The sequence below is a fragment of the Sphingomonas piscis genome, from assembly GCF_011300455.1.
GTDB classification, from domain to species: domain Bacteria; phylum Pseudomonadota; class Alphaproteobacteria; order Sphingomonadales; family Sphingomonadaceae; genus Sphingomicrobium; species Sphingomicrobium piscis.
The window spans coordinates 1,487,127-1,506,575 of the sequence record NZ_CP049869.1 but is presented as its reverse complement, the minus strand read 5'-3'; the positions used below and the strand labels follow the sequence as shown (position 1 = coordinate 1,506,575).

Here is a 19,449-nt window from a genome sequence, read left to right as displayed (position 1 = left end):
CATGGGGGTCAGCGGTTCTGCGGTAGAAGCGGTCGATCTCGTCAAGGATTTTGGCGAGACGCGGGCGGTGCACGGTGTCAGCCTGGCCGTTCCAGCGGGCAGTATCTTCGGACTGCTGGGCCCGAACGGCGCGGGCAAGACGACCACCTTGCGCATGCTGCTCGGCATCATCGACCCCTCGTCCGGGCGCCGCTCGGTCCTTGGCCACGAACGCCCCCTCGAAGCCGCGCCCCTTGTTGGTTACCTTCCCGAGGAACGCGGGCTCTACCCATCGATGCACGCGCGGGAGGCGATCGCCTTCATGGGCGCGCTTCGTGGCCTGCCGCTCAAGGAAGGGCGAACCCGGGCGGACGAACTGCTTGGGGCGCATGGCCTCGGCGACTGGGCGCGAAAGCCGATCCGGAGCCTCTCCAAAGGCATGGCGCAGACCGTGCAATTGCTCGGCACCCTGGTTCATCGCCCCCGGCTGATCGTCCTCGACGAGCCATTTTCCGGTCTGGACGCGATCAATCAGGGGCGGCTGGAGCAATTGATCCGCGCCCAGGCGGAGGGCGGCGCAACGATTATCTTTTCGACCCACGTCATCGCCCATGCGGAGCGTTTGTGCGAGCGGATCGCCATCATCGCCAAGGGACGTGTGGCGTTCGAAGGGTCGGTGAACGACGCGCGCGGACGTTTGCGGCCGATGGTTCGGCTGCGCACGAGGGAACAGGACGGTGGCTGGCGCGCCGCGATCCCGGCTGAAGCCCAGCGCCAAGGCGAAGAATGGCTGTTCGAGCTTCCGGAGAGCGGTCCGGAGCCTCTGCTCAAGGCGCTGATCGACGGCGACGCAGGAATCGAGACACTCGCAATCGAGCGACCGGGGCTGCACGATGCCTTCGTTGCCATTGCGGGCAGCGAAGCCGCCTCGTCCATGGGCGTGGTGGAGCAAGCGGCATGATCCGAACTGTCCGCGCCGCACTGGTCATCTTCCGCCGTGACTTCGCCGCGACGGTGTTGTCCAAGGCGTTCATCTTCTTTCTAATCGGTCCGCTCTTGCCGCTTTTGATCAGTGGCGTGTTCGCCGGGATTGGCGCTTCAACCGCCGAGCGGGAGGGGCGCCCAACGGTGGGCGTCATTGCGACGCCGTCAGACTTCGCGCCCATCAATGAGGCTCATCGCCGCCTCGAACAGGCTCTCGGCGAAAATGATCTCCCGAAGCTGATCCGATTCGATCCGCAAGGGGAACCGGCGCAGCAGTCGGCCAAGCTCCTGACCTCGGGCAACCCGCCGATTTTGGCAGTGCTCTCAACCACCAACGAACGGCCTACCCTGACCGGTGCGGTTTCCGCCGACGGAAGCATATCGCGAAAGCTTCAACTCGTCCTACAGGCGGCTCGGCGCGTCCCCGTTGACCCACTACCGGCCATCCAAGTGGTGGAGACAGGCGATTCGTCGGGCAAGCTCGCCAGCGCCCGCTCGGCCACGGCGCATGCCGGTCAGTTCATTCTCTTCTTCCTGACGATCCTGCTCGCCGGCATGCTGCTGTCCCAAGTGATCGAGGAGAAATCGAACAAGATCATCGAGGTGATCGCCGCCGCCATTCCCATAGACGCAATGTTCTTGGGGAAATTGTTCGCGATGCTCGCCGCGTCGGTGATCGGCATCATGGTCTGGACCGGTCTTGGGGTGGCGATCGTCTCCGTGGGTACGCAACGAGGTCTCGAGGCCCTGCCCGACCCGGCAGTGGGCTGGGCGCTGTTCGGTCTGCTTGGCGTGCTGTATTTCGCAATGAACTATCTGCTCCTCGGCGCCCTGTTCCTCAGCATTGGCGCTCAGGCGAGCACGCCGCGGGAGGTGCAGACCATTTCCATGCCGGTCACCATCCTTCAGGTGCTGATCTTCGGCCTGGCGACCGCCACGATCGGCAATTATGGCAGTGCGCTCGGCATTGGCGCCGCGATCTTCCCTTTCTCCTCGCCGCTGGTGATGCTCGCCCGTGCGGCGGAGCTGCCGGAGCTGTGGCCGCATCTGTTGGCGCTGGCCTGGCAGACGGTGTGGGTGGCGCTGATCCTTCGCTGGGGCGCCGGTTTCTTCCGCAGCAGGGTGCTGAAATCCGGCCCGAAGCCGGGGCGGCGGCGGCGCGCGGCCGTCAGCTGATCGCGTCCCGCGCGGCTTCTTCCAACTTGGCCATCAGCGCGCGGTGAGGAAACGGCCCATGACTGATCCGGGCGACACCTGAATTCGCCCAGTCCGATTTGGCTGGAGCGCCCGGGAAGGCGATCAGGTTCAAAGGTAGGGGCACGGCCTTAACGACGCGTTCGACCTGCCGAAGGTCCGCCAGCCGCGGGACGAAGAAGCCGCTTGCGCCGGCGTCGGCGAACGCCCGTCCCCGCTCGATCACCTCGTCGACCAAAGCCTCGTCATGCGTGGAGGTCTTCAGGAACAGGTCCGTGCGCGCGTTGATGAAGAATTGGTCGCCAACAGCGCGGCGGATCGCCTCAATCCGCTTCGCCTGTGCTTTCAACGGGTGAACGCCCTCGCCGCCGATCACCTGGTCTTCGAAATTGCAGCCGACCGCCCCGGTTTGCGCAAGCAAAGCGACATTGTGAGCGCCCTTCTCCGGATCGTCGGAGTAAGCGCCCTCGAAGTCGACGCTGAGCGGCAGGTCGACCGCCTGCACGATCCGGGCGGCATTGGCGAATGCGAAGTCGGTCGGCACGCCTTGCCCATCGGCAAAGCCGTGGGCGTCCGCCACCGGGTGGCTGCCCGTTGCAAGCGCCCTGGCGCCAGCACGGGCAACGGCCTGCGCGCTGCCGACGTCCCAAATGTTGTAAAGCACGACGGGCGACCCCGGCACATGCAAGGCACGGAAGGTCTCGAACCGTTTGGCTTGAGTCTGCTTGTCCATGGCCACCGCGATAGCAGGCGCCGAAAGCGCCTTGCAACCGGGCGAGAGCTAGCCGATCTGGTCGAGCTTGCGGGTCAGCTCATCGATCTTGTCATCGTCGGCCGGCAGTGCAGCCGGCGAATAACGCGCCTCGCATTCCTCTTCTTCGGGCGTCAGCTCACGGAAGTAGGAGATGGTCAGCCTCCGTCCGAACACCTCGTCGCCGCGCACCTTCATCTCTGGCTCCGCCTCCGGCGGCAGGGTGTCGCGAATGGTCTGGAGGTAGGCGATAAGCTTATCCAGCGAAGTGAACTCGCTGATTTCGATATAATCTTTGACGCGTCGGGGCACCTTGTGTCCTTCAGTCTGCTGGCGCGTTCTTAGCGGGTTGAACGCATGTCCACGGGCGATGGACGGCGTGAAATCTTGGCCTTCAGGGATGCATTCTAGTGAACGAACCGCGCAACCACGTCGCGGTAGGAACGGCTGACCTTTACCTGCGCCCCCGAGTCCAGGACCAGAAAGCATTCGCCATTGGTGTGTGGCTTCACCTGCCGGACCAGATCCAGGTTGACGATGGTCGACCGGTGGACCCGCTGGAAGCGCCGGGGATCGAGGCGCTTTTCCAGATCCTTCATGGTTTCGCGAAGGATCAGCGTATTGTCTCCGGTTTGGATGCACATGTAATCGCCCGCGGCATCGATCCGTTCGATCGTGTCGACGTCGACGCGGAAGATCTGTCCTTGATCCTTGATGTTGATCATCTTCTCGAAGCGGTTGGCCGAAGGCGCGTCGCTTGACCCGTCGGCGAAATCTTCCGCCGCCTCGGGCGCATGTTCGACCAGGGCCTCCTTGAGCCGTTCCGCTTCCTCCGCACCTTTGCGCTCGCTGAGGCGCTGGCGAACCCGGTCGAGAGTGGCGGCGAGGCGGTCCTCCTCCACCGGTTTCATGAGGTAATCCACCGCCTGGGCCTCGAACGCACGAAGCGCATGGTCGCCGTAGGCCGTAACGAACACGAACAAGGGCGGCTCCACGTCCATCAGTCCCTGAATGACGGAAAACCCATCGAAGCCGGGCATCTGGATGTCGAGAAAAACGAGGTCCGGCTTGTGAGTCTTGATGGCACGGATCGCCTCGCGCCCGTTGGACGCGGTTGCGACGATCTCGACGTCGTCGTGCGCCTCCAGCCGAAGCTGCAGGCCTTGCGTGGCAAGCGGCTCGTCATCGACCAGGATGGTCCGAATGCTCATGAATCCTTGTCTCCGCTCTCGTAAGGTATGTCGACGATAACGCTGAACCCGCCCCTTTCGTTCTTCCTGGTCGCAAAACCATGGTCCGGGCCATAGGCTTGCGCCAGACGGTCGCGAATGTTCGCCAGCCCGACTCCGGTCGACGGCGTCGCAGCGAAAGCCGTTCCCTCACCGCTGCCATTGTCGGCCACTTCGATGACGACCTTGTCGCCGACATGTTCCGCCGTGATCCAGATGTCGGCGCCATTCTCGCTTGGCGTCACCGCATATTTGATCGCATTTTCGATCAAGGGCTGAAGCAGGAGCGAGGGAAGTCGGGCGCCGATCGTCTCCGCCTCGATCCGGAAATGAGGACGGAGCCGGTCCTCGAACCGCATCTTTTCGATCTCGAGATAAAGCTTCAGGGTCTCCACCTCCTGCGCCAGCGTGACCTTGGCCGTGGGCTCATTGGCAAGCGTGTAGCGAAGGAAGGAGGACAGCCGCGCCAGCATCGCATTGGCTCGCTCCGTCTGCTTCAGAAGCACAAGGGTCGAGATGCTGTTCAGCGTGTTGAAGAGGAAGTGCGGGTTGAGTTGGTAGCGCAGCATTGCCAGCTGCGCGGTCGACGCCTGACTCTCCAGCCGCTCACGCTGGTCGATCTGCTCCTCGAGCAGGAGATAGTAGTTGATCCCGTAATAGAGCGCCGACCAGGCGGCGAGCAACGTGAAGTTGAGGATGAAGCCGCCGAGATATTCCACGGTTCGCGGGCGCCAGTCCTGATTGACAAACGTAGCCACGCTCCAGGTTTCAATGATCGAAAATGCCGATGCCGCGCACACAACGGCGAGCAGAGACAAGACCGTAGTAAGGAGTGGGCGCATCGAGATGACACGCCGGAACAGGGTTCCCATTAAGAGCGTCAGCGAATAGCCCGTCGCCGTCATCAAAATGACGTGTACGGCGAACATCCAGACCTTGTCGTTGGCAAAGCCTGAGACGGTCCGAAGTACGAAATAGCCGCTCCAGCCGACCGACTGCAAAATCCAGAAGGCGCGGTTCTTGTCGTCGAAGAAAGGCCGGTCGAGACCGATCCCGCGGGCGATCGGCGCGGCGGGGGATTGCACCTGCGGCAGGTGTTGGACGGCGGGCCGGCTTTGGCCGCGATGAAGCGCTGCGCTGTCCGTCGCCAAGCGTCTAGCCTCGGTGCCGCCACTGATGCATTGGGGTCATATAGAGACAGGCTCCGTTCATTGCGAGGCGACTTTGCTCAATCGTGACCGAGGCCAGCACGAGGATGCTCGATGATCAAGATTTCCCATGCGCTCGCCGCGACCGCTTGCCTATTGCTGATGTCCTGCAACCAGGGCGGCAATGAGCAGAACAATGCGGCTGCCGCAGGGGAGCGCGATGCGGTGGCGCCCGTCCTGGCCACCCCCGACGCCGTGGACATCCACAGCTTTGCCAGGCCGCTGGAGGCGCGGGTCACCCATGTGTCGCTGGACCTCAATGTCGATTTCCAGGCCAAGCGCGTCGGGGGAACGGCGACCCTGGACATCGAAAAGGCGCCGCAAGCCGGCAAGATCATCCTGGACGACAAAGGCCTGGAAATCGAAAGCATCAGCGACGCGGACGGCAAGCCCCTGCCGTTCAAGGTTGGTGCGTCCGATGCAAACCTGGGCGCTCCGCTTGCAATCGCGCTGAGATCCGACACCGACCGGCTCGTCATCAAATACCGCAGCGCCCCGGACGCAGGCGCGCTGCAATGGCTGACCCCGGCGCAGACTGCCGGAAAGAAACAGCCTTACCTGTTCAGCCAGGGTCAGGCGATCGAGAACCGAACCTGGATCCCGACCCAGGATTCACCCGGTATTCGCCAGACGTGGGACGCGACGGTTCGCGTGCCCGCGGGCCTGACGGCGGTGATGAGCGCGCCTCGTGCCGAGCAGCCGATGACCCAGGGCGGCGAAAGCATCTTCAAGTTCCGGATGGACCATTCGGTGGCGCCCTACATGATCGCGATTGCAGTCGGCGACTTGGCGTTCCGTGAGCTTGGTCCGCGCACCGGCGTCTGGACGGAGCCGTCGATGCTGGACAACGCCGCACGCGAACTTGCCGACACCGAAAAGATGGTCTCGGCCGCCGAAAGCCTGTTCGGCCCCTACGCCTGGGGACGCTACGACATGCTGGTCCTGCCGCCTTCCTTCCCGTTTGGCGGCATGGAGAACCCGACCCTCACCTTTCTGACCCCAACCTTCATTGCCGGCGACAAGAGCCTGGTCAGCCTGGTTGCGCACGAACTTGCCCACAGCTGGTCGGGTAATCTTGCGACCAATGCGACTTGGGCGGATTTCTGGCTCAACGAAGGGACGACGACCTACGCCACGACCCGAATCATCGAGTCATTGTACGGGCCGCGGGTCGCCAAGCAGCAGATCGCGCTGGGCGTCGACGGAATGAACAAGGCGATTACCGATGCGGGCGGCCCGGCAGGTGCCGACACGCGTCTCCACATCGACCTGAAAGGCCGGCATCCCGACGAGGGACTGACCGACATCGCCTATGAGAAAGGGGCGCAGTTTCTTCGCACTATCGAGGCGACAGTCGGGCGCGACAAGTTCGACAGCTTCATGCGGGGCTGGTTCGACCGGCATCGCTTCCAGCCGGTTACATCGGCGATGTTCCTTGCCGACCTGCGCGCAAACCTGATCAAGGGCGACAAGTCGCTGGAGGGTAAACTGCAGCTCGATCGCTGGGTGACCGAGCCGGGCATTCCGGCCAATATGGTCAAGCCCGATCCGCAAACCTTTGCCGAGGTCGACCGAGCGGTGGCATCCTTCTCCGGCAAGCCAGACGCGGCTGCATGGGGACGGTGGACCACCGATGAGCGGCTGAGGTTCCTTAACAAGCTCCCCCGCAAGCTTCCGACAAGCAGCCTCGATGCACTTGAGCAGGGACTCGGCCTCAACCGGGTCGGAAACATGGAAGTGCGCTTCGCCTGGCTCGAACTTGCCGTCGCCAACCGCTACGATCCGGCAGTTCCGAGCCTGCAGCAGTTCCTGACAGTACAGGGGCGGCGGAAGTTCGTTCGGCCGCTGATCGAGGCGCTTGCGAAGGACGCTTCATGGGGACGGCCCATTGCGGCGCGAATCTACGCAGCGGCACGCGCGGGCTACCATCCGATCACCACCCGCGACCTGGACAAGCTTGCGCTGAATTCCTCGGCAGCAGCGGCGGCGCCGCAAAAGCCTTAACCCCGTCTCAACCCTCTCTGGTCTAGCGGGTAGCCGGAGCAGAGAGCGGGACGCGGATGTACGAGGCACCGGATCGGTACAAGAGAATGATTGCGGCGCGGCTGCCCGACGGTGAGTCGATGGCGGTCACGTCGGAAAGCAAGGACGATGCCTCCCCGCTGCGCGACGTTCAGCTGATCTCGCGCGCCCAGCTCGCCCCCTTCTTCGCCGCCGCCAACATAGTCGCCTCCGCGATGCTCGCCGCGGCCCTGTGGGACAAGGCGCCCGTCGCATGGATCGGCGGCTGGCTCGCCGCGGTAGGCGGGCTCAACCTCCTCGCGATGCAGATCGCCCGTACGCAGGCCGTCACCCATGTCGGCCGCTCGGGGAGAAAGCTACCGCAATGGCAGCTGATCGGCGAAGTCCTGCTTCGGGCGGTAGTGTGGCTGTCGCTGCCGATCTACCTGTTCACCTCCGTCGACGCGGACACGCAGGTGATTGCCGCCTCCATCATTGCCGGCCTTGCCATTGGCGGTCTTGGATTGGTCGTGGTTCCGCCCTGCGCGATCGCCTGGATGAGCGCCTTTACCGTCGGTCTGTGCGGTGCACTGCTGCTCGGCGGCACCGCCGTTCCTGTTCCGAACATGCTCTCGATCCTCTTCACCATGGGCGTCGCGATCTTTGGTGTGCTCACCGTTGCGCGCTGGGCTTTTCACCAGCTCAAGACCAATGCCGAAGCCGGCACCCAGAGCGAAAGCGCCAGCCTGTTGCTCCAGGAATATGAGCAACGCGGCGTCGGTTGGCTGTGGCAGGTCGATGCCGACAATCGCCTGACCTACATCTCGTCGCGGATGGTGGCGCTGCTTGGCCGTCCCGCGAGTCAGCTGGTCGGCCATTCCCTTCCCTCCCTGCTCGGCGGAAATGCCGAGCTTGGCCGCCGCCTGCTCGAAAAGGTGCCGTTCGCCTCACTCGAGATGGAGGTGCAGACCGCCCGCGGCGCGCGATGGATCTCCATGGCCGGCGATCCGATTATCGATACCGCGGGCCGGTTCGACGGCTTCCGCGGCGTCGGCACGGACATTACCGAGGTCCGTCAAAGCCAGGAACGGCTCCGCCACCTCGCCAATGTCGACGTGCTCTCGGGACTGCCGAACCGGGGCCGGGTGCGGCAACTCCTCGGCGAATCCTTGCGCACTGCGACGACCAGCAATGTGCCCTGTGCGATCATGTTTCTCGACCTGGACGGCTTCAAGCCGGTCAACGACACCTTCGGTCATCCCAAGGGCGATGCCGTGCTGCAGGCGGTCGCCAAGCGCCTGGTCGACGAAGTCGCCGGCGACGGCCACGTCGGCCGAATGGGCGGCGACGAGTTCGCCATCGTCATCACCGACGCGCAGAGCCGCCGCAAGGTCGAGCAGCTTGCGGACCGGATCATCGTGGCGATCAAGGAACCTTATCTCATCGACCAGACGGAAATCCGGATCGGCGTGTCGATCGGTTGTGCCTTCGGCCCGATCGATGGGGCGACGGTCGATGACCTGATCCTCAAGGCCGATCTGGCGCTCTACGAAGCCAAGGGCGCCGGCCGCGGCATTGCCCGCTATTTCTCCTCCGAGCTTCAGTCGGAGCAGGAAGATCGCGTCCGGTTCGAGAACGACCTGCGGCAGGCCGTCGCCGCCAAGCAGTTCCACCTGGTCTTTCAGCCGCTGGTCGCAGCCAAGGACCAGAAGCTCGTCGGCTTCGAGGCGCTCATCCGCTGGAACCACCCGCAGCGCGGCTTCGTCCCGCCCAACGTTTTCATCCCGGTGGCCGAGGAAATCGGGCTGATGACCTCGATCGGCGAGTGGGTCATCGAAGAATCATGCCGCGTTGCCGCGTCCTGGCCGGAGCCTATCACCGTCGCCCTGAACGTCAGCCCCAAACAGATCGTCATGCCGGCGCTGCCCAACACCGTCAGCCAATGCCTCGCGCGCTACAAGCTTCCCGGCAACCGCCTGGAGCTGGAGGTCACGGAAGGCATTTTCCTCGGCGACAAGGGCAGCACGCTCGACGTCCTCAAGCGCCTGCGGCAGCTCGGTGTCGGCATCGCGCTCGACGATTTCGGCACCGGCTATTCGTCGATCGGCTATTTGAACAAGGCCGTGTTCCACAAGCTGAAGATCGACGGCAGCTTCGTTCGCGAGGCCGGTACGCGTCCGGAAAACCTCGCCATCATCCAGTCGATCGTCCAGCTCGCCAAGAGCTTCCGGATGACGGTCACCGCCGAGGGTGTCGAAACAGCCGAGGATTTCGAACGCATGCGCGAACTCGGCTGCGACGTCATCCAGGGCTATCTCTTCGGCCGTCCGCTCTCCTTCGAGCGCGCCAACGAAATGGTGCTCGGCCTCTCCGCCCGGCGGATGATCGCCTAGAAGGTCCCCTTCACCAGCAGTTCGAAGATCGGCCCGATCAGCTGGTTGTTGCTCTGCCGGCTCGAGATCGGGAAGGCGTCGCGGTAACCGCTGTAATTCACTCGCTCCAGGCGGTGACGTGCGTTGAAGATGTTGGACACTTCGGCACGGACGGTCAGGCCCATGACGTCCTTGTTCTCGACGAAAGCGCCAAACCACCACGGTCCTTCCCAGCTGCGATAGACCTCCGTCAGCCGGAAATATGGCGTGTAGTGATCGTAATTTACGCTGCCGCCGTATGCCCAATCGCTGCGCGGAATGTCGTGACGCAGTTGCAGGTTCATCCACCGGTCGCGGGTACCGCTGATAGAGCGGTCTTCGCCCGTGAGCGGGTCTTTCACCCGGGTCCGTTCGGCACCGAAGGTCGCATCGAGCTTGGCGCCGGTCCAGCCGATCGGGTCGAACTGGATTGTGCTGACGCTTTCGAAACCGAAACGCGTCGCGCGCGGCAAGTTGCCGACGCCCTCGCTGTCTTCGCCGATCGGGACAACGTCGATGATGTCGTCGATGCGGTGCGCATAGGCGCGGAGCCGGGTCTTGCCCCAGGCGCCAAGCTCACGCCCGACTTCCGTCTCGAGCTCCCAGCTTTGCGGCGGGACCAGATCGGGGTTGCCGCTATTCTCGCGCTCGGACTGAAGGTTCGGCTGATCGAGGAAGTCGTAGAAGCTGATTTGGCCGACGCGGCGGCGAAGCTTCAGGCTTGCGTCCCAGCCGGCCGCAGGCCGCCATCCCAGGGTGATGCTTCCCTTGGGGCGGAAGAATTTGCGGGCGGGGAGGTCGCCGTCCACGCGCTCAAGCCGTGAGATTTCACCACCGCCGTCGACCTGTAGGTCGAGCTTGGGGCTGAGCGGACGGCTGAGCGTCACGATGCCTTCATAGCGGACTTCTTGAACGTTGCCGGTAAGCCCGGGCAAATCGACAGGCTGCAAGACGCCGCCAGCATCGGACTGGAAATAGGCTCCGCGCTGATCGAGAGAATTAAACGCGCGTTCGAGCGACACCTGCCAGTCGTTACGGCCGGTCTTCCAGCGGTACTCACTGCGCGCAACGGTCTCGCCGATCCGCGAGTCGCGGTCGAAACGAGTGAGCTGGTCTGGTGCGCCACTGTCCAGCTCAATACGTTGCCGGCTGATGATCGGTTCATGATCGAAGTGCCGGACTCCGATGAGCTTCAGCCGTCCTGGCCCAAGCGCAAATTCATAGTCGCCGTTCACGTCGTAGTACCAGCCAGACAGCTTGGTGCGATTTGTTACCCGGCCGTCCTTCCCGTCCGCGCGGGTGCGGCGGTAACCTTGGAACGACGGCGCCCAATAAGGCGTGTAGGCCAGCAGCAGGTTGCCGATCGACGAGCCCGGTCCGTCGAGCCCAAACTTGCCGGAGAAAGTCACCAGCGAGCTTTCGCCGTGGTAAACTTCATCCCGCGCTTCGCGGAGTGTTCCGTCAGGCTCGTAGATACGGATGGGTCCGCCAAAGCCGCCGCGTCCGGTGTCGTTCTTTACCGCAAGGGTGTAGTCGACCGGACCCGACTTGCCGGAATAGCTGACGTTGCCCTGTAGCAGGTTGGCCTTCGTATAGTGGGCGCGGATATCGGGGTTCCACTCGAACTGCCCGCTGCCCTTCGCGCCTCGGTTGACGATGATGTTAGCGACCTGTCCGGAAAGCCCGGCGATGCCGAGGCTTGCCGCGTCGACGATCTCGATCCGCTCCACGTTTGCAACGGGTGTCTTGCGAAGTTCGTCGATGGCACCGCCTCCGGCCTTGTTTGCGCTGCGCTGCCCGTTGATCAGCACGTTTTCCGACGCTTGGCCGAGGCCGCGCTCCTGCTCTGCCTCCTTGATGGAGAAGCTCGGCACCTGCACCAGGATGTCGTAGGCGCTTTTCGGCGCATAGCGCGCGAAGTCGGCGGGCGAATAGACCCGTTTGGTACCCGCCGTGGTCGCCTGAGGGGGTGGGACCACGGCGGGATCCGCCGTCGCCGGTGCGGTTTGCGCCAGCGCCGGAAACGGAGACAGAAGAGCAATGCCGGCCAAGAGAAGGCGACGGCGACGCATTACGAACATGTTGAACTCCCCTGTCTGTCTAACTGTATTGTCGATGTAATACACTGTGTCACGTGTTTTTCGACGAACTGCGGCGCTCAATCCGCGATTCGGCGAACGGCAGTTCAGCGCCGACGGGCGGGCTCGCCGAAGCCGATGGCTTTGAGCTGCACCAATTGCTCGGCTGTGGGATTGGCCATGCCGCCGCGGCGCACGGCTTCCACGAACTGTGGCGTGACCTCGAGCGCCTTCAGCTGAACCAGGGTGTCGACGTCGAGATTGTGGTAGCCGATCCGTTCGAAGCCGCGGATAAACTCCGGGTCGATCTTGAGGGCGGCCAATTGTACCACCTCATCCTGCGGGAGGTTGGCATAGCCGGCGCGCGACAGCTGGCCGAGATATGCGGGTGTTACCTTGAGTGCCGCGAATTCGATCAGCCGGCTGGTGTCGTCCGGGCGATAGCCGGCGGCGGCAAGGTCGGCGATGTAGCGGGGCGTCACGCCAACCGCCGTCATGGCAATATAGTCCTCGACCTCCGGCATCGGGTAGCGCGCCGCACGGAGCGCCTCCAAAAGTCCGCTGGTCGCCTTGACCATGGTCAGGCCGTAGGCCTCCTCCAAAGTCGGCCGAGCCATTCCAGCGCGAACGAGCAAGTCGGAGAAGCCACGATTTTCGGTGAAGCGGCAGCCTCCCTCGGCACGGGCACCGCGGGCATCGCCGCTGCAATCCACACGGCCGGCCTCCCGAACCAGGGCGAAGGTTACCGGGCCGCCCGACGTCCAGTTGCTGTTGAGCCCTGCGAGCTCCGACGTCGGGAAGCTGGAGGACATGTTGTTGTTGTGCCGGTCATTGCCGCTGCGAAGGGTCAGCTGCACTTCCCCTCCGGCGCGTGACGAGGGCTGCAGTGAGAAGCGGATGTTCTCGGTGGGCATCGCCACGCAGGCGGAACCGACCGCGACGGTGGTGAGCAACAGGGCTGCAATGAAAGCAAGGGTGCGGCGCATGGCATTTCTCCTTGGAAACAGGGGGCAAAGTTCACCCGGCCACCCGCGAGCGGGCGTTCGAAAAGATCGTGATGGTTGGTGTCAGTCGGTCAGTTGATCTGCGTCGACTCAGTGGTCGTCGTCGTTTTCATCATCGTCTGGCGGTTCCGGTGGATCCGGTGCGGTTGGCGTTCCGCTGACGGCCGCCATTCCCACCAACTGATCCGGCGTCAGCCGCGGGTAACCTTCTCGTTTCAGCCGCCGGATAAGGTTTGGCGTGACTCCCACGGCCCTCATTTCGACCAGGGTATCGGACGACAAATTGCCGTAGCCTTCCTGGGCAAGCGCGCGAATGTAACGACCGCGAACGTTCAAGGCGCGCAGTTCGATAAGGCTTTCCTTGTCGAGGTTGCGATAGCCGGACTCGGCAATCTCCTTGATGTAGGCGGGGGTTACTCCGACCGCCCTCATCTCGATCAGATCCTCGTTGGTGAGAGGTCCAAGGTGCGGGGACACATTCCGGAGCGACGAAGCATACTCCGGCGTGACGTTGAGTGCCTTCATTGCGATGGCCTCCTCGATCGCGTCGTCCTGGTCGTGCCGGCCCGCCTTCACCTGCGGTCCGACCGGACCCTGCGGACCGACACTGCCCGGTCGCGGCCCAACCCCGTTCCAGTGCAAGCGCGCTTCGGCGAGGGCGGCGCGCGCTTCGGCCAGAGCCTCAGCGCGGGTTTGCTCAGCTTCGTGCTGCAGCCCAAGCGCCTCGGTGATGCGTGGGTCGACCGCTGCCACTGCTGACGCAACGGCACGGTTGACGCTGTCGCTGACGGTGGTCGGCAGCGGAACGCCGCCGGCGGGATAATAATGCCCTTCCTGCTCGGCAGTGGGCAGGTTGGCCACCTTCTTGCTCGTTCCCGCAGGAACCAGCGTCAAAGCGGCAAGCGGGGTGGCCATGGCGAGCGCACCGACGAAGATGCCCGCGGCAAAAGATTTTGCGACCGGGCCGCGCGGGATTTTGTTGTCGAGCACGCGCGCAACCCGGCGGGCAAGCGACCCCTTGGAAGGCGCGACGCCGTGCGCACCGATCAGCAGCCCCTTGCACTCGTGGCGGGCAATGCCGACCAGCAGCTGGGCATATTCGGTATCCTCGATGTCGGCCGCGAGTACCGTATCGTCGGCCGCTTCCTCCCGAAGCTGATGCGCTTCGCGGGCCAGCATCCAGACCAATGGGTTGAACCAGAATAGGGCGGTGGCGACGCGGGCCAGAAGCAGCTTGATCCAGTCGAGCCGTGCCACGTGGGCGAGCTCATGCGCGATGATCGCCTCCGCCTCATCGGCCGCGTCGACGGCCCGCGAGTTGAGCAGGATCACGGGGCGCATCATCCCCCAGCTGATCGGCGACGGAAGGTCGTCGCTGGTCAGCAGGGCGGTGCCATGCTTGAAGCCCATCCTCTTCTGGGCGCGAGCGAGTGCGCTCAGCCAATGGCTGTCGACCAAGACCTCGGCCCGCGCACGCAGCGCGATCAGCCGCGCCAGTGCAAGCAGGGTGATGCCCAGCAGCAGCGCGGTCGGTATCCAGTAGAGGTAGGAAGCGAGATCGAACGCGGTAACGCCGGTATCCAGCGTTGCGTCCGGCACAGCGGCGGCAACGTCTGCCTCCACCGCTTGCCGGACCTTCGCTTGAGCGATGGCATGGGCCGCGGCCGCTGCGCTTTGTTGCGGCGCCGCTGCCGCCTGCCCGACCGCCGCGGTCTCGACCGGCAGGACAGGGATCGCGAGCGGCGCGAATGGCAGAACGATCAGCGCGAGCAGGCCGACATGGGCCACCCACGAACGCTCTGCCGCCGACCGGCCGCGCGTCAAACGCAGTGCCAGTAAGGTGAAGCCGGCGACGATTAGCGACTTCAGAGCGATGGCGATCAGCGCGTTCATGCCTGGCCTCCCTTGGCCCTGCGTGCTTCGGCGATCATCTGCTCCAGTGCGTCGAGTTCCTTCGTCTCGAGCCGGTCGGACATGCCCAGCAGCGCGCTTGCGGCGCTTGCCGGCGATCCGTTGAAGAAGGTTTTGACGACATCCGTCAGCGCCGTCTTGCGGGCGACAGTGTCGGCCACTGCGGGGCTGTAGACGAAGCCGCGATCAGACTCGCTACGGGTGACGCAGCCTTTGTCCTCCAATCGCTTCAGCATCGTGCGCACGGCGCCTCCGGTCGGCTGATCCGGCAGGGACTCGCAAATCTCGGCAACGCTGAGGTCGCTCCGCTGGTAAAGCAGGTCGACAATCTGCCGTTCACGGGGAGGAAGCTTGTTGAGCACGCAAGAGCCTTTCTGACGCTACATTTGTAGCTTGCGCTACATTTGTAGCACCGTCAAGTGGCTTTTTCTTGCCTTCCCCGCCTAGGGAATGATGCGAAATTCCGACTTTAGGACTGGGCCTGGATCTTCGTCAGCTGAGCCGCTGGGCGTCGGATCCTCGGCCATCGAGCCGTACCGTTCCGCCATCCTGCTGTGGCTTCGAGCCGCCCGTTCGTCGCTCGCCAGCTTGGCCGCGACCCGTTCCTGGATCGCGCGGCGCTGAAAATATTCGTCCTGTTCAGTGCGTGCCATACGGCAAAGATGGGCGCGCATAATGACGACTCAAAGGGCGCGAGGGTTTCACGAGCCGCGTTTGATCGCGCTTCTCGAACTGGTTGGCGGGTCTGCTCAAGCAAGGCCGGAGAGGCGAAGCGCAATCCCGGTCGTGGCTGCGAGGGTCAGCAACAACGGAACGCCAAGCCTGAGTCGGAATAGGGCAACGATCGACAGGACGGTCAGCAGCAATGCCGGCCAGTTCAATGACCCAAGAACCGGCACCTCCACGCTTCCGCCGCTGAACCTTACTTCCCGAACGCTGGCGAACAGCGCGTGAAGCGCGAACCAGACGGCGAGGTTCAGGATGACGCCTACGACCGCAGCGCTGATGGCGGTCAGGCTTGCCGAAAGGGTCGCATTGCCGCGCAGACGCTCGACGAACGGTGCGCCTAGAAAGATCCAGAGGAAGCAGGGCACGAAGGTGACCCAGGTCGTGAGAACCGCGCCAAGGGTTGCGGCGAGCAGTGGGTCCAGCCCGGATGCGTATCGGAACGCGGCGAGAAAGCCGACGAACTGGGTGACCATGATCAGCGGGCCCGGCGTGGATTCCGCCATTCCGAGGCCGTCGATCATTTCGTGGGGCTGAAGCCAGCCAAAGGTCTGCACGGCTTCCTGCGCAACATAAGCGAGCACGGCGTAAGCACCGCCAAAGGTCACCACCGCCATCTGGCTGAAGAAGACGGCGATCCGGCTGAACACATCGTCGGGTCCGAGGATCGCAAGCAATGCCGCAACCGGAGCAAGCCATGCGAACGCCAGGGCGAGGGAAATCTTGAGCGACCAGGCGAGGTCGGGCCGGGCATGCGCCGGAAGTTCACTTCCGAGTGCGGTCTCACTGTCCTCGACACGCGGCCCCTTGCTTGCGGCATGGCCGGCACCGCCCACAAAGCCGCTCAGGTTGAGCTTCGACCCCGCGAACCCCAGGAGACCGGCGGCGATGATGATCAGTGGGAACGGCAGGTCGAAGATAAAGATGGCGACGAAGGCGGCGACCGCGATCAGCCGCATCGCATTGCTCTTCAGCGCCCTTGCCGACACTCGCACCACGGCTTGCAAGACGATGGCGATCACAGCCGCTTTCAGACCGAAGAAGATGCCGTCGACCAAGGGCACCCTGCCCAGCAGGGCGTAGACGAAGCTTAGGGCCAATATCGCCACAAAGCCCGGCAGGACGAACAGGGCGCCGGCAACCAGCCCGCCCTTGGTCCTGTGCAGCAGCCAGCCGATGTAGGTTGCAAGCTGCTGCGCCTCTGGCCCCGGCAGGAGCATGCAGTAATTGAGCGCATGGAGGAATCTCTCCTCCCCGATCCAGCGCTTCTCCTCGACCAGAATGCGGTGCATCACCGCGATCTGGCCGGCAGGGCCGCCGAAGCTGAGCGCGGCCACTCGCGCCCAGGTCCGGCTAGCCTCGCCGAAAGAAATGCCGTGCGGTTCTGCCCCCATCCGCTTTGACCTCGCTGCCTAGAAGCGCGACTTCAACGTCAGGCCGTAGGTGCGCGGGTCTCCCGGGGTGCCGGCAATCAGGCCGGTATTGCCGGGCGCGACCTGCAGCGTTTCGATATAATCCTTGTCGAGTGCGTTGCGGACCCAGCCGAACAGGTCGAAGCCGCCCGAGCGGAAACCGGCGCGGAAGTTGACCAACGCATAGCCCTGCACTTCCGTATAGATCGACGGCGACGCATTGGAGTTCCAGTCGGACCGATAGCTGCCGTCGACACCGACATAGGCCTGCCCCTGTTTGGCAAGAATGTTGGCGGGGATGTTCGCCTCGGCGCCGAAGGACGCAGCCCACTTGGACACGCCGGGCAACTGCTGCCCTGAAATGTCGCACTGCCGCGGGCTCAGCGAGCCCGGAACGCCCGCCGGTCCCGGCTGCTGGGAGCCGTTGGCGGCAACAAATGTCCCACCGGAAAGTTCGGGCGGGCAGGGCGCGCTGGTGAACTTCACATATTTGGCGTCGGTGTAGGCACCGTTGACATAAGCCGTGAAGCGGTCGTTGGCGCGGATCTTGAAGTCGGCTTCAAAGCCCTGCGTCCGGACCTTTTCGGCGTTGGCGAGATAGCCGCGAACGGTGCCGAACTGGCCGCCGTTCACCGTCGCCTGGAAGTCCTTGATCTCAGTCCGGAACGCCGCGACGTTGAACGTCGCCCGGCGGTCGAGGAACTGGGTCTTCAACCCGACTTCGAAATGCCGGACCGATTCAGGATCGACGGTGCTGGCGTCGAGGTTGGGGGTGTTGTCGGCGTTGAGCGGCAACCCGTTCTGGTTGATCCCGACCGTCTTGAAGCTTTTGGCGTAGGTTGCGTAGGCGAGCACGTCGCGCGCGACCTTGTAGTTGACGTTCAGATCGTAGCTGAAGTTCCAGTCGCTGACCGACGGCTCCGTCCGCTGCGGCTGGTAGATGCCGCACTGGGCCGCAAGCACGCTGCCGGCGGCCGGCGCCGGTGAGCAGCTGATCACTTGGCCAGCGCCGTTGGTGACGACCCGTTCGTAGAAACCGGTCTTCTTGTCATAGTTGATCCGGGCGCCCGGCTGGATCGTCAGCGCGTCGGTGACCTTCCAGCTCAGCTGACCGAACAAGGCGGCGCTGGTGCTCTTCAGGAATTGCGTGTTGTTCGCGGTAAGATTGTTGAGGATGGCCGGGTTGCTGGCCTGCGCACCGGTCAGGCTCCAGCGGCTGGCATCGCTGCCCTGCTGCTCAAGGCCCTGGGTATCGATCCTCTGCTTGAAGCCGAACAAGCCGGCGACGAAGTCGATCTTCTGCCCTTCGTAGCTGTAGCGGAACTCCTGGCTGTACTGGTCCTGCTGAGACGGATTGTTCGACGCCTTGACTATCGACAGGCCCGTGAAGTCGCGGTCGTTTTCCGGCTTCCAGTCCCAGAAGCGCCAGGCGGTAATGGATGTCAGCCGCCCCGGGCCGAGATCCCAGTTCACACGCGCCGACAGGCCGCCGATCTTGTTGCCGGCATTCAGCGGCGAATCGAGGTCGGCGAGGCGGTCGTACGGATTGCGGCTCGGCACCGCATAGTTCCGCCCGGGATTGGCGGCGTTCACGGCGGCGACCAGCGCATCATACTGACGGTTCAGCGCCCGCTGGGTGGTTCCGACGCGGACGAACACGGTGCCGCAGCATTCCGGATCCTGGCGGCTGTAATCCCCAGCCAGGGTGATGCTGAGATCGTCCGTCGGCTTGAACAGCAACTGTCCGCGGAGACCCAGATTATCCTGTTCGTTGATCCAGCGGTCGGTGGTGACATTGTAGATGGTGCCACGGCGGCTCGTTGCCGCAACAGCGAAGCGCGCCGCCACCTTGTCGGTGATCGGGCCGGATACGAAGGCCTTGCCCTGCTTCAGGTTGAGGTTGCCGACAGTCAGCTCGGCACCGGCTTCGAAGTCGAAAGTCGGCTGATTGGTCGTGATGTTGATTGCACCGGCGGTCGTGTTCTTGCCGTAGAGCGTGCCCTGCGGTCCGCGCAGCACCTCGACCTGTGCCACGTCGAGAAAGTCGAACGTCGCCGCCGCGACGCGCGAATTGTAGACGTCGTCGACATAGATGCCGACGCCCTGTTCGAAACCGTCGCTGGTCAGGCCGTAGGGGACGCCAAGGCCGCGGATGTTGATGGACGTGTTGCGCGGATTGGTCGTGTAGGCCTGCAGCGTCGGTGCGAGCTGCTGCAGCTTCACCACATTGAAGTTGCCCGTCGCCTCGATGCTGTCGCCCCTGATGACGGAGATGGCGAGCGGCACCGCCTGGGCGGCCTCCGTGCGGCGGCGCGCGGTAACGATGATCACGTCGCCGCGGCTCTGGGTAGGCTCCGATGCCGCAGTGTCCTGCGCCGCAGCCGTCGTCGTGGTCGCGAGCGCACCCGCGCCGGCCACCGTTGCTGCCTCGCTTGTCGCGGCATCGGCAGCAGGCGCCGGGGCCGGCTGACCTTGTGCGGCGGCCAAGGCCAGGGCGCTGATGGAAAGGGGATTGATCATGAAGGTCTCCGGTGCGTCGTGGACGGCGCGGGCGCCGTAGT

Annotated in this window: 15 protein-coding genes; 4 read left to right on the top strand and 11 right to left on the bottom strand. The window is 64.0% G+C overall.

Features of this window, described 5'->3' with window-relative positions:
• The first annotated feature begins 1 nt into the window (after position 1).
• Both G7077_RS07510 and G7077_RS07505 read left to right on the top strand, forming a co-directional pair.
• Positions 2–940: an ABC transporter ATP-binding protein gene (locus G7077_RS07510; protein WP_166411160.1), complete on the top strand. Its 939-nt coding sequence runs from the start codon at positions 2–4 to the stop codon at positions 938–940.
• Complete coding sequence (locus G7077_RS07505) at positions 937–2,139, top strand: ABC transporter permease (protein ID WP_166411159.1); 1,203 nt, start codon at positions 937–939, stop codon at positions 2,137–2,139. Before G7077_RS07510 ends, G7077_RS07505 begins: the two co-directional genes overlap by 4 nt.
• Here the strand turns inward: G7077_RS07505 and G7077_RS07500 are convergent.
• The 4 genes from G7077_RS07500 to G7077_RS07485 form a co-directional block, all read right to left on the bottom strand.
• Positions 2,132–2,890 carry an isocitrate lyase/PEP mutase family protein gene (locus tag G7077_RS07500; protein WP_166411158.1) on the bottom strand — a complete coding sequence of 253 codons (759 nt, stop codon included), beginning with the start codon at positions 2,888–2,890 and terminating at the stop codon, positions 2,132–2,134. The genes G7077_RS07505 and G7077_RS07500 overlap by 8 nt on opposite strands.
• Before the next feature lie 48 nt (positions 2,891–2,938).
• Positions 2,939–3,220 carry a hypothetical protein gene (locus G7077_RS07495; RefSeq protein WP_166411157.1) on the bottom strand — a complete coding sequence of 94 codons (282 nt, stop codon included), beginning with the start codon at positions 3,218–3,220 and terminating at the stop codon, positions 2,939–2,941.
• 95 nt (positions 3,221–3,315) lie between these two features.
• Positions 3,316–4,119, bottom strand: a complete 804-nt coding sequence (locus G7077_RS07490) for a LytR/AlgR family response regulator transcription factor (RefSeq protein ID WP_166411156.1) — start codon at positions 4,117–4,119, stop codon at positions 3,316–3,318.
• Positions 4,116–5,201 carry a sensor histidine kinase gene (locus tag G7077_RS07485; RefSeq protein WP_166412394.1) on the bottom strand — a complete coding sequence of 362 codons (1,086 nt, stop codon included), beginning with the start codon at positions 5,199–5,201 and terminating at the stop codon, positions 4,116–4,118. The genes G7077_RS07490 and G7077_RS07485 overlap by 4 nt, the downstream gene beginning before the upstream one ends.
• A 198-nt stretch (positions 5,202–5,399) precedes the next feature.
• On the opposite strand from G7077_RS07485, the gene G7077_RS07480 reads away from it, so the two are divergent.
• Positions 5,400–7,349 (top strand): M1 family metallopeptidase, encoded by a 1,950-nt coding sequence (locus tag G7077_RS07480; protein ID WP_246167101.1) that lies wholly within the window; start codon positions 5,400–5,402, stop codon positions 7,347–7,349.
• Between the two features lie 56 nt (positions 7,350–7,405).
• Positions 7,406–9,739, top strand: coding sequence for a putative bifunctional diguanylate cyclase/phosphodiesterase (locus tag G7077_RS07475; RefSeq protein ID WP_166411155.1), 2,334 nt, complete (start codon positions 7,406–7,408; stop codon positions 9,737–9,739).
• Here the strand turns inward: G7077_RS07475 and G7077_RS07470 are convergent.
• The 7 genes from G7077_RS07470 to G7077_RS07440 form a co-directional block, all read right to left on the bottom strand.
• Entirely contained in the window at positions 9,736–11,838 is a 2,103-nt protein-coding gene (locus G7077_RS07470; protein WP_166411154.1) for a TonB-dependent receptor plug domain-containing protein, read from the bottom strand. The genes G7077_RS07475 and G7077_RS07470 overlap by 4 nt on opposite strands.
• 104 nt (positions 11,839–11,942) lie before the next feature.
• Complete coding sequence (locus G7077_RS07465; protein WP_166411153.1) at positions 11,943–12,821, bottom strand: hypothetical protein; 879 nt, start codon at positions 12,819–12,821, stop codon at positions 11,943–11,945.
• A gap of 108 nt (positions 12,822–12,929) precedes the next feature.
• Positions 12,930–14,732 carry a M56 family metallopeptidase gene (locus G7077_RS07460; RefSeq protein ID WP_166411152.1) on the bottom strand — a complete coding sequence of 601 codons (1,803 nt, stop codon included), beginning with the start codon at positions 14,730–14,732 and terminating at the stop codon, positions 12,930–12,932.
• On the bottom strand, positions 14,729–15,112 hold the full coding sequence (locus G7077_RS07455; RefSeq protein ID WP_166411151.1) for a BlaI/MecI/CopY family transcriptional regulator: 384 nt from the start codon (positions 15,110–15,112) through the stop codon (positions 14,729–14,731). The genes G7077_RS07460 and G7077_RS07455 overlap by 4 nt, the downstream gene beginning before the upstream one ends.
• A gap of 81 nt (positions 15,113–15,193) precedes the next feature.
• Positions 15,194–15,403, bottom strand: coding sequence for a hypothetical protein (locus G7077_RS07450; RefSeq protein ID WP_166411150.1), 210 nt, complete (start codon positions 15,401–15,403; stop codon positions 15,194–15,196).
• Between the two features lie 96 nt (positions 15,404–15,499).
• On the bottom strand, positions 15,500–16,870 hold the full coding sequence (chrA, locus tag G7077_RS07445; protein ID WP_166411149.1) for a chromate efflux transporter: 1,371 nt from the start codon (positions 16,868–16,870) through the stop codon (positions 15,500–15,502).
• A gap of 18 nt (positions 16,871–16,888) precedes the next feature.
• Complete coding sequence (locus G7077_RS07440; protein WP_166411148.1) at positions 16,889–19,408, bottom strand: TonB-dependent receptor; 2,520 nt, start codon at positions 19,406–19,408, stop codon at positions 16,889–16,891.
• Positions 19,409–19,449: the final 41 nt, after the last annotated feature.

Bases quoted from the DNA above. Each gene is read 5' to 3' on its own strand.
- G7077_RS07500 (WP_166411158.1), bottom strand. From the start codon at position 2,890: ATGGACAAGCAGACTCAAGCCAAACGGTTCGAGACCTTCCGTGCCTTG.
- G7077_RS07490 (WP_166411156.1), bottom strand. From the start codon at position 4,119: ATGAGCATTCGGACCATCCTGGTCGATGACGAGCCGCTTGCCACGCAA.
- chrA (WP_166411149.1), bottom strand. From the start codon at position 16,870: ATGGGGGCAGAACCGCACGGCATTTCTTTCGGCGAGGCTAGCCGGACC.
- G7077_RS07440 (WP_166411148.1), bottom strand. From the start codon at position 19,408: ATGATCAATCCCCTTTCCATCAGCGCCCTGGCCTTGGCCGCCGCACAA.
- G7077_RS07505 (WP_166411159.1), top strand. From the start codon at position 937: ATGATCCGAACTGTCCGCGCCGCACTGGTCATCTTCCGCCGTGACTTC.
- G7077_RS07475 (WP_166411155.1), top strand. From the start codon at position 7,406: ATGTACGAGGCACCGGATCGGTACAAGAGAATGATTGCGGCGCGGCTG.
- G7077_RS07470 (WP_166411154.1), bottom strand. From the start codon at position 11,838: ATGTTCGTAATGCGTCGCCGTCGCCTTCTCTTGGCCGGCATTGCTCTT.
- G7077_RS07460 (WP_166411152.1), bottom strand. From the start codon at position 14,732: ATGAACGCGCTGATCGCCATCGCTCTGAAGTCGCTAATCGTCGCCGGC.
- G7077_RS07510 (WP_166411160.1), top strand. From the start codon at position 2: ATGGGGGTCAGCGGTTCTGCGGTAGAAGCGGTCGATCTCGTCAAGGAT.
- G7077_RS07480 (WP_246167101.1), top strand. From the start codon at position 5,400: ATGATCAAGATTTCCCATGCGCTCGCCGCGACCGCTTGCCTATTGCTG.
- G7077_RS07450 (WP_166411150.1), bottom strand. From the start codon at position 15,403: ATGGCACGCACTGAACAGGACGAATATTTTCAGCGCCGCGCGATCCAG.
- G7077_RS07465 (WP_166411153.1), bottom strand. From the start codon at position 12,821: ATGCGCCGCACCCTTGCTTTCATTGCAGCCCTGTTGCTCACCACCGTC.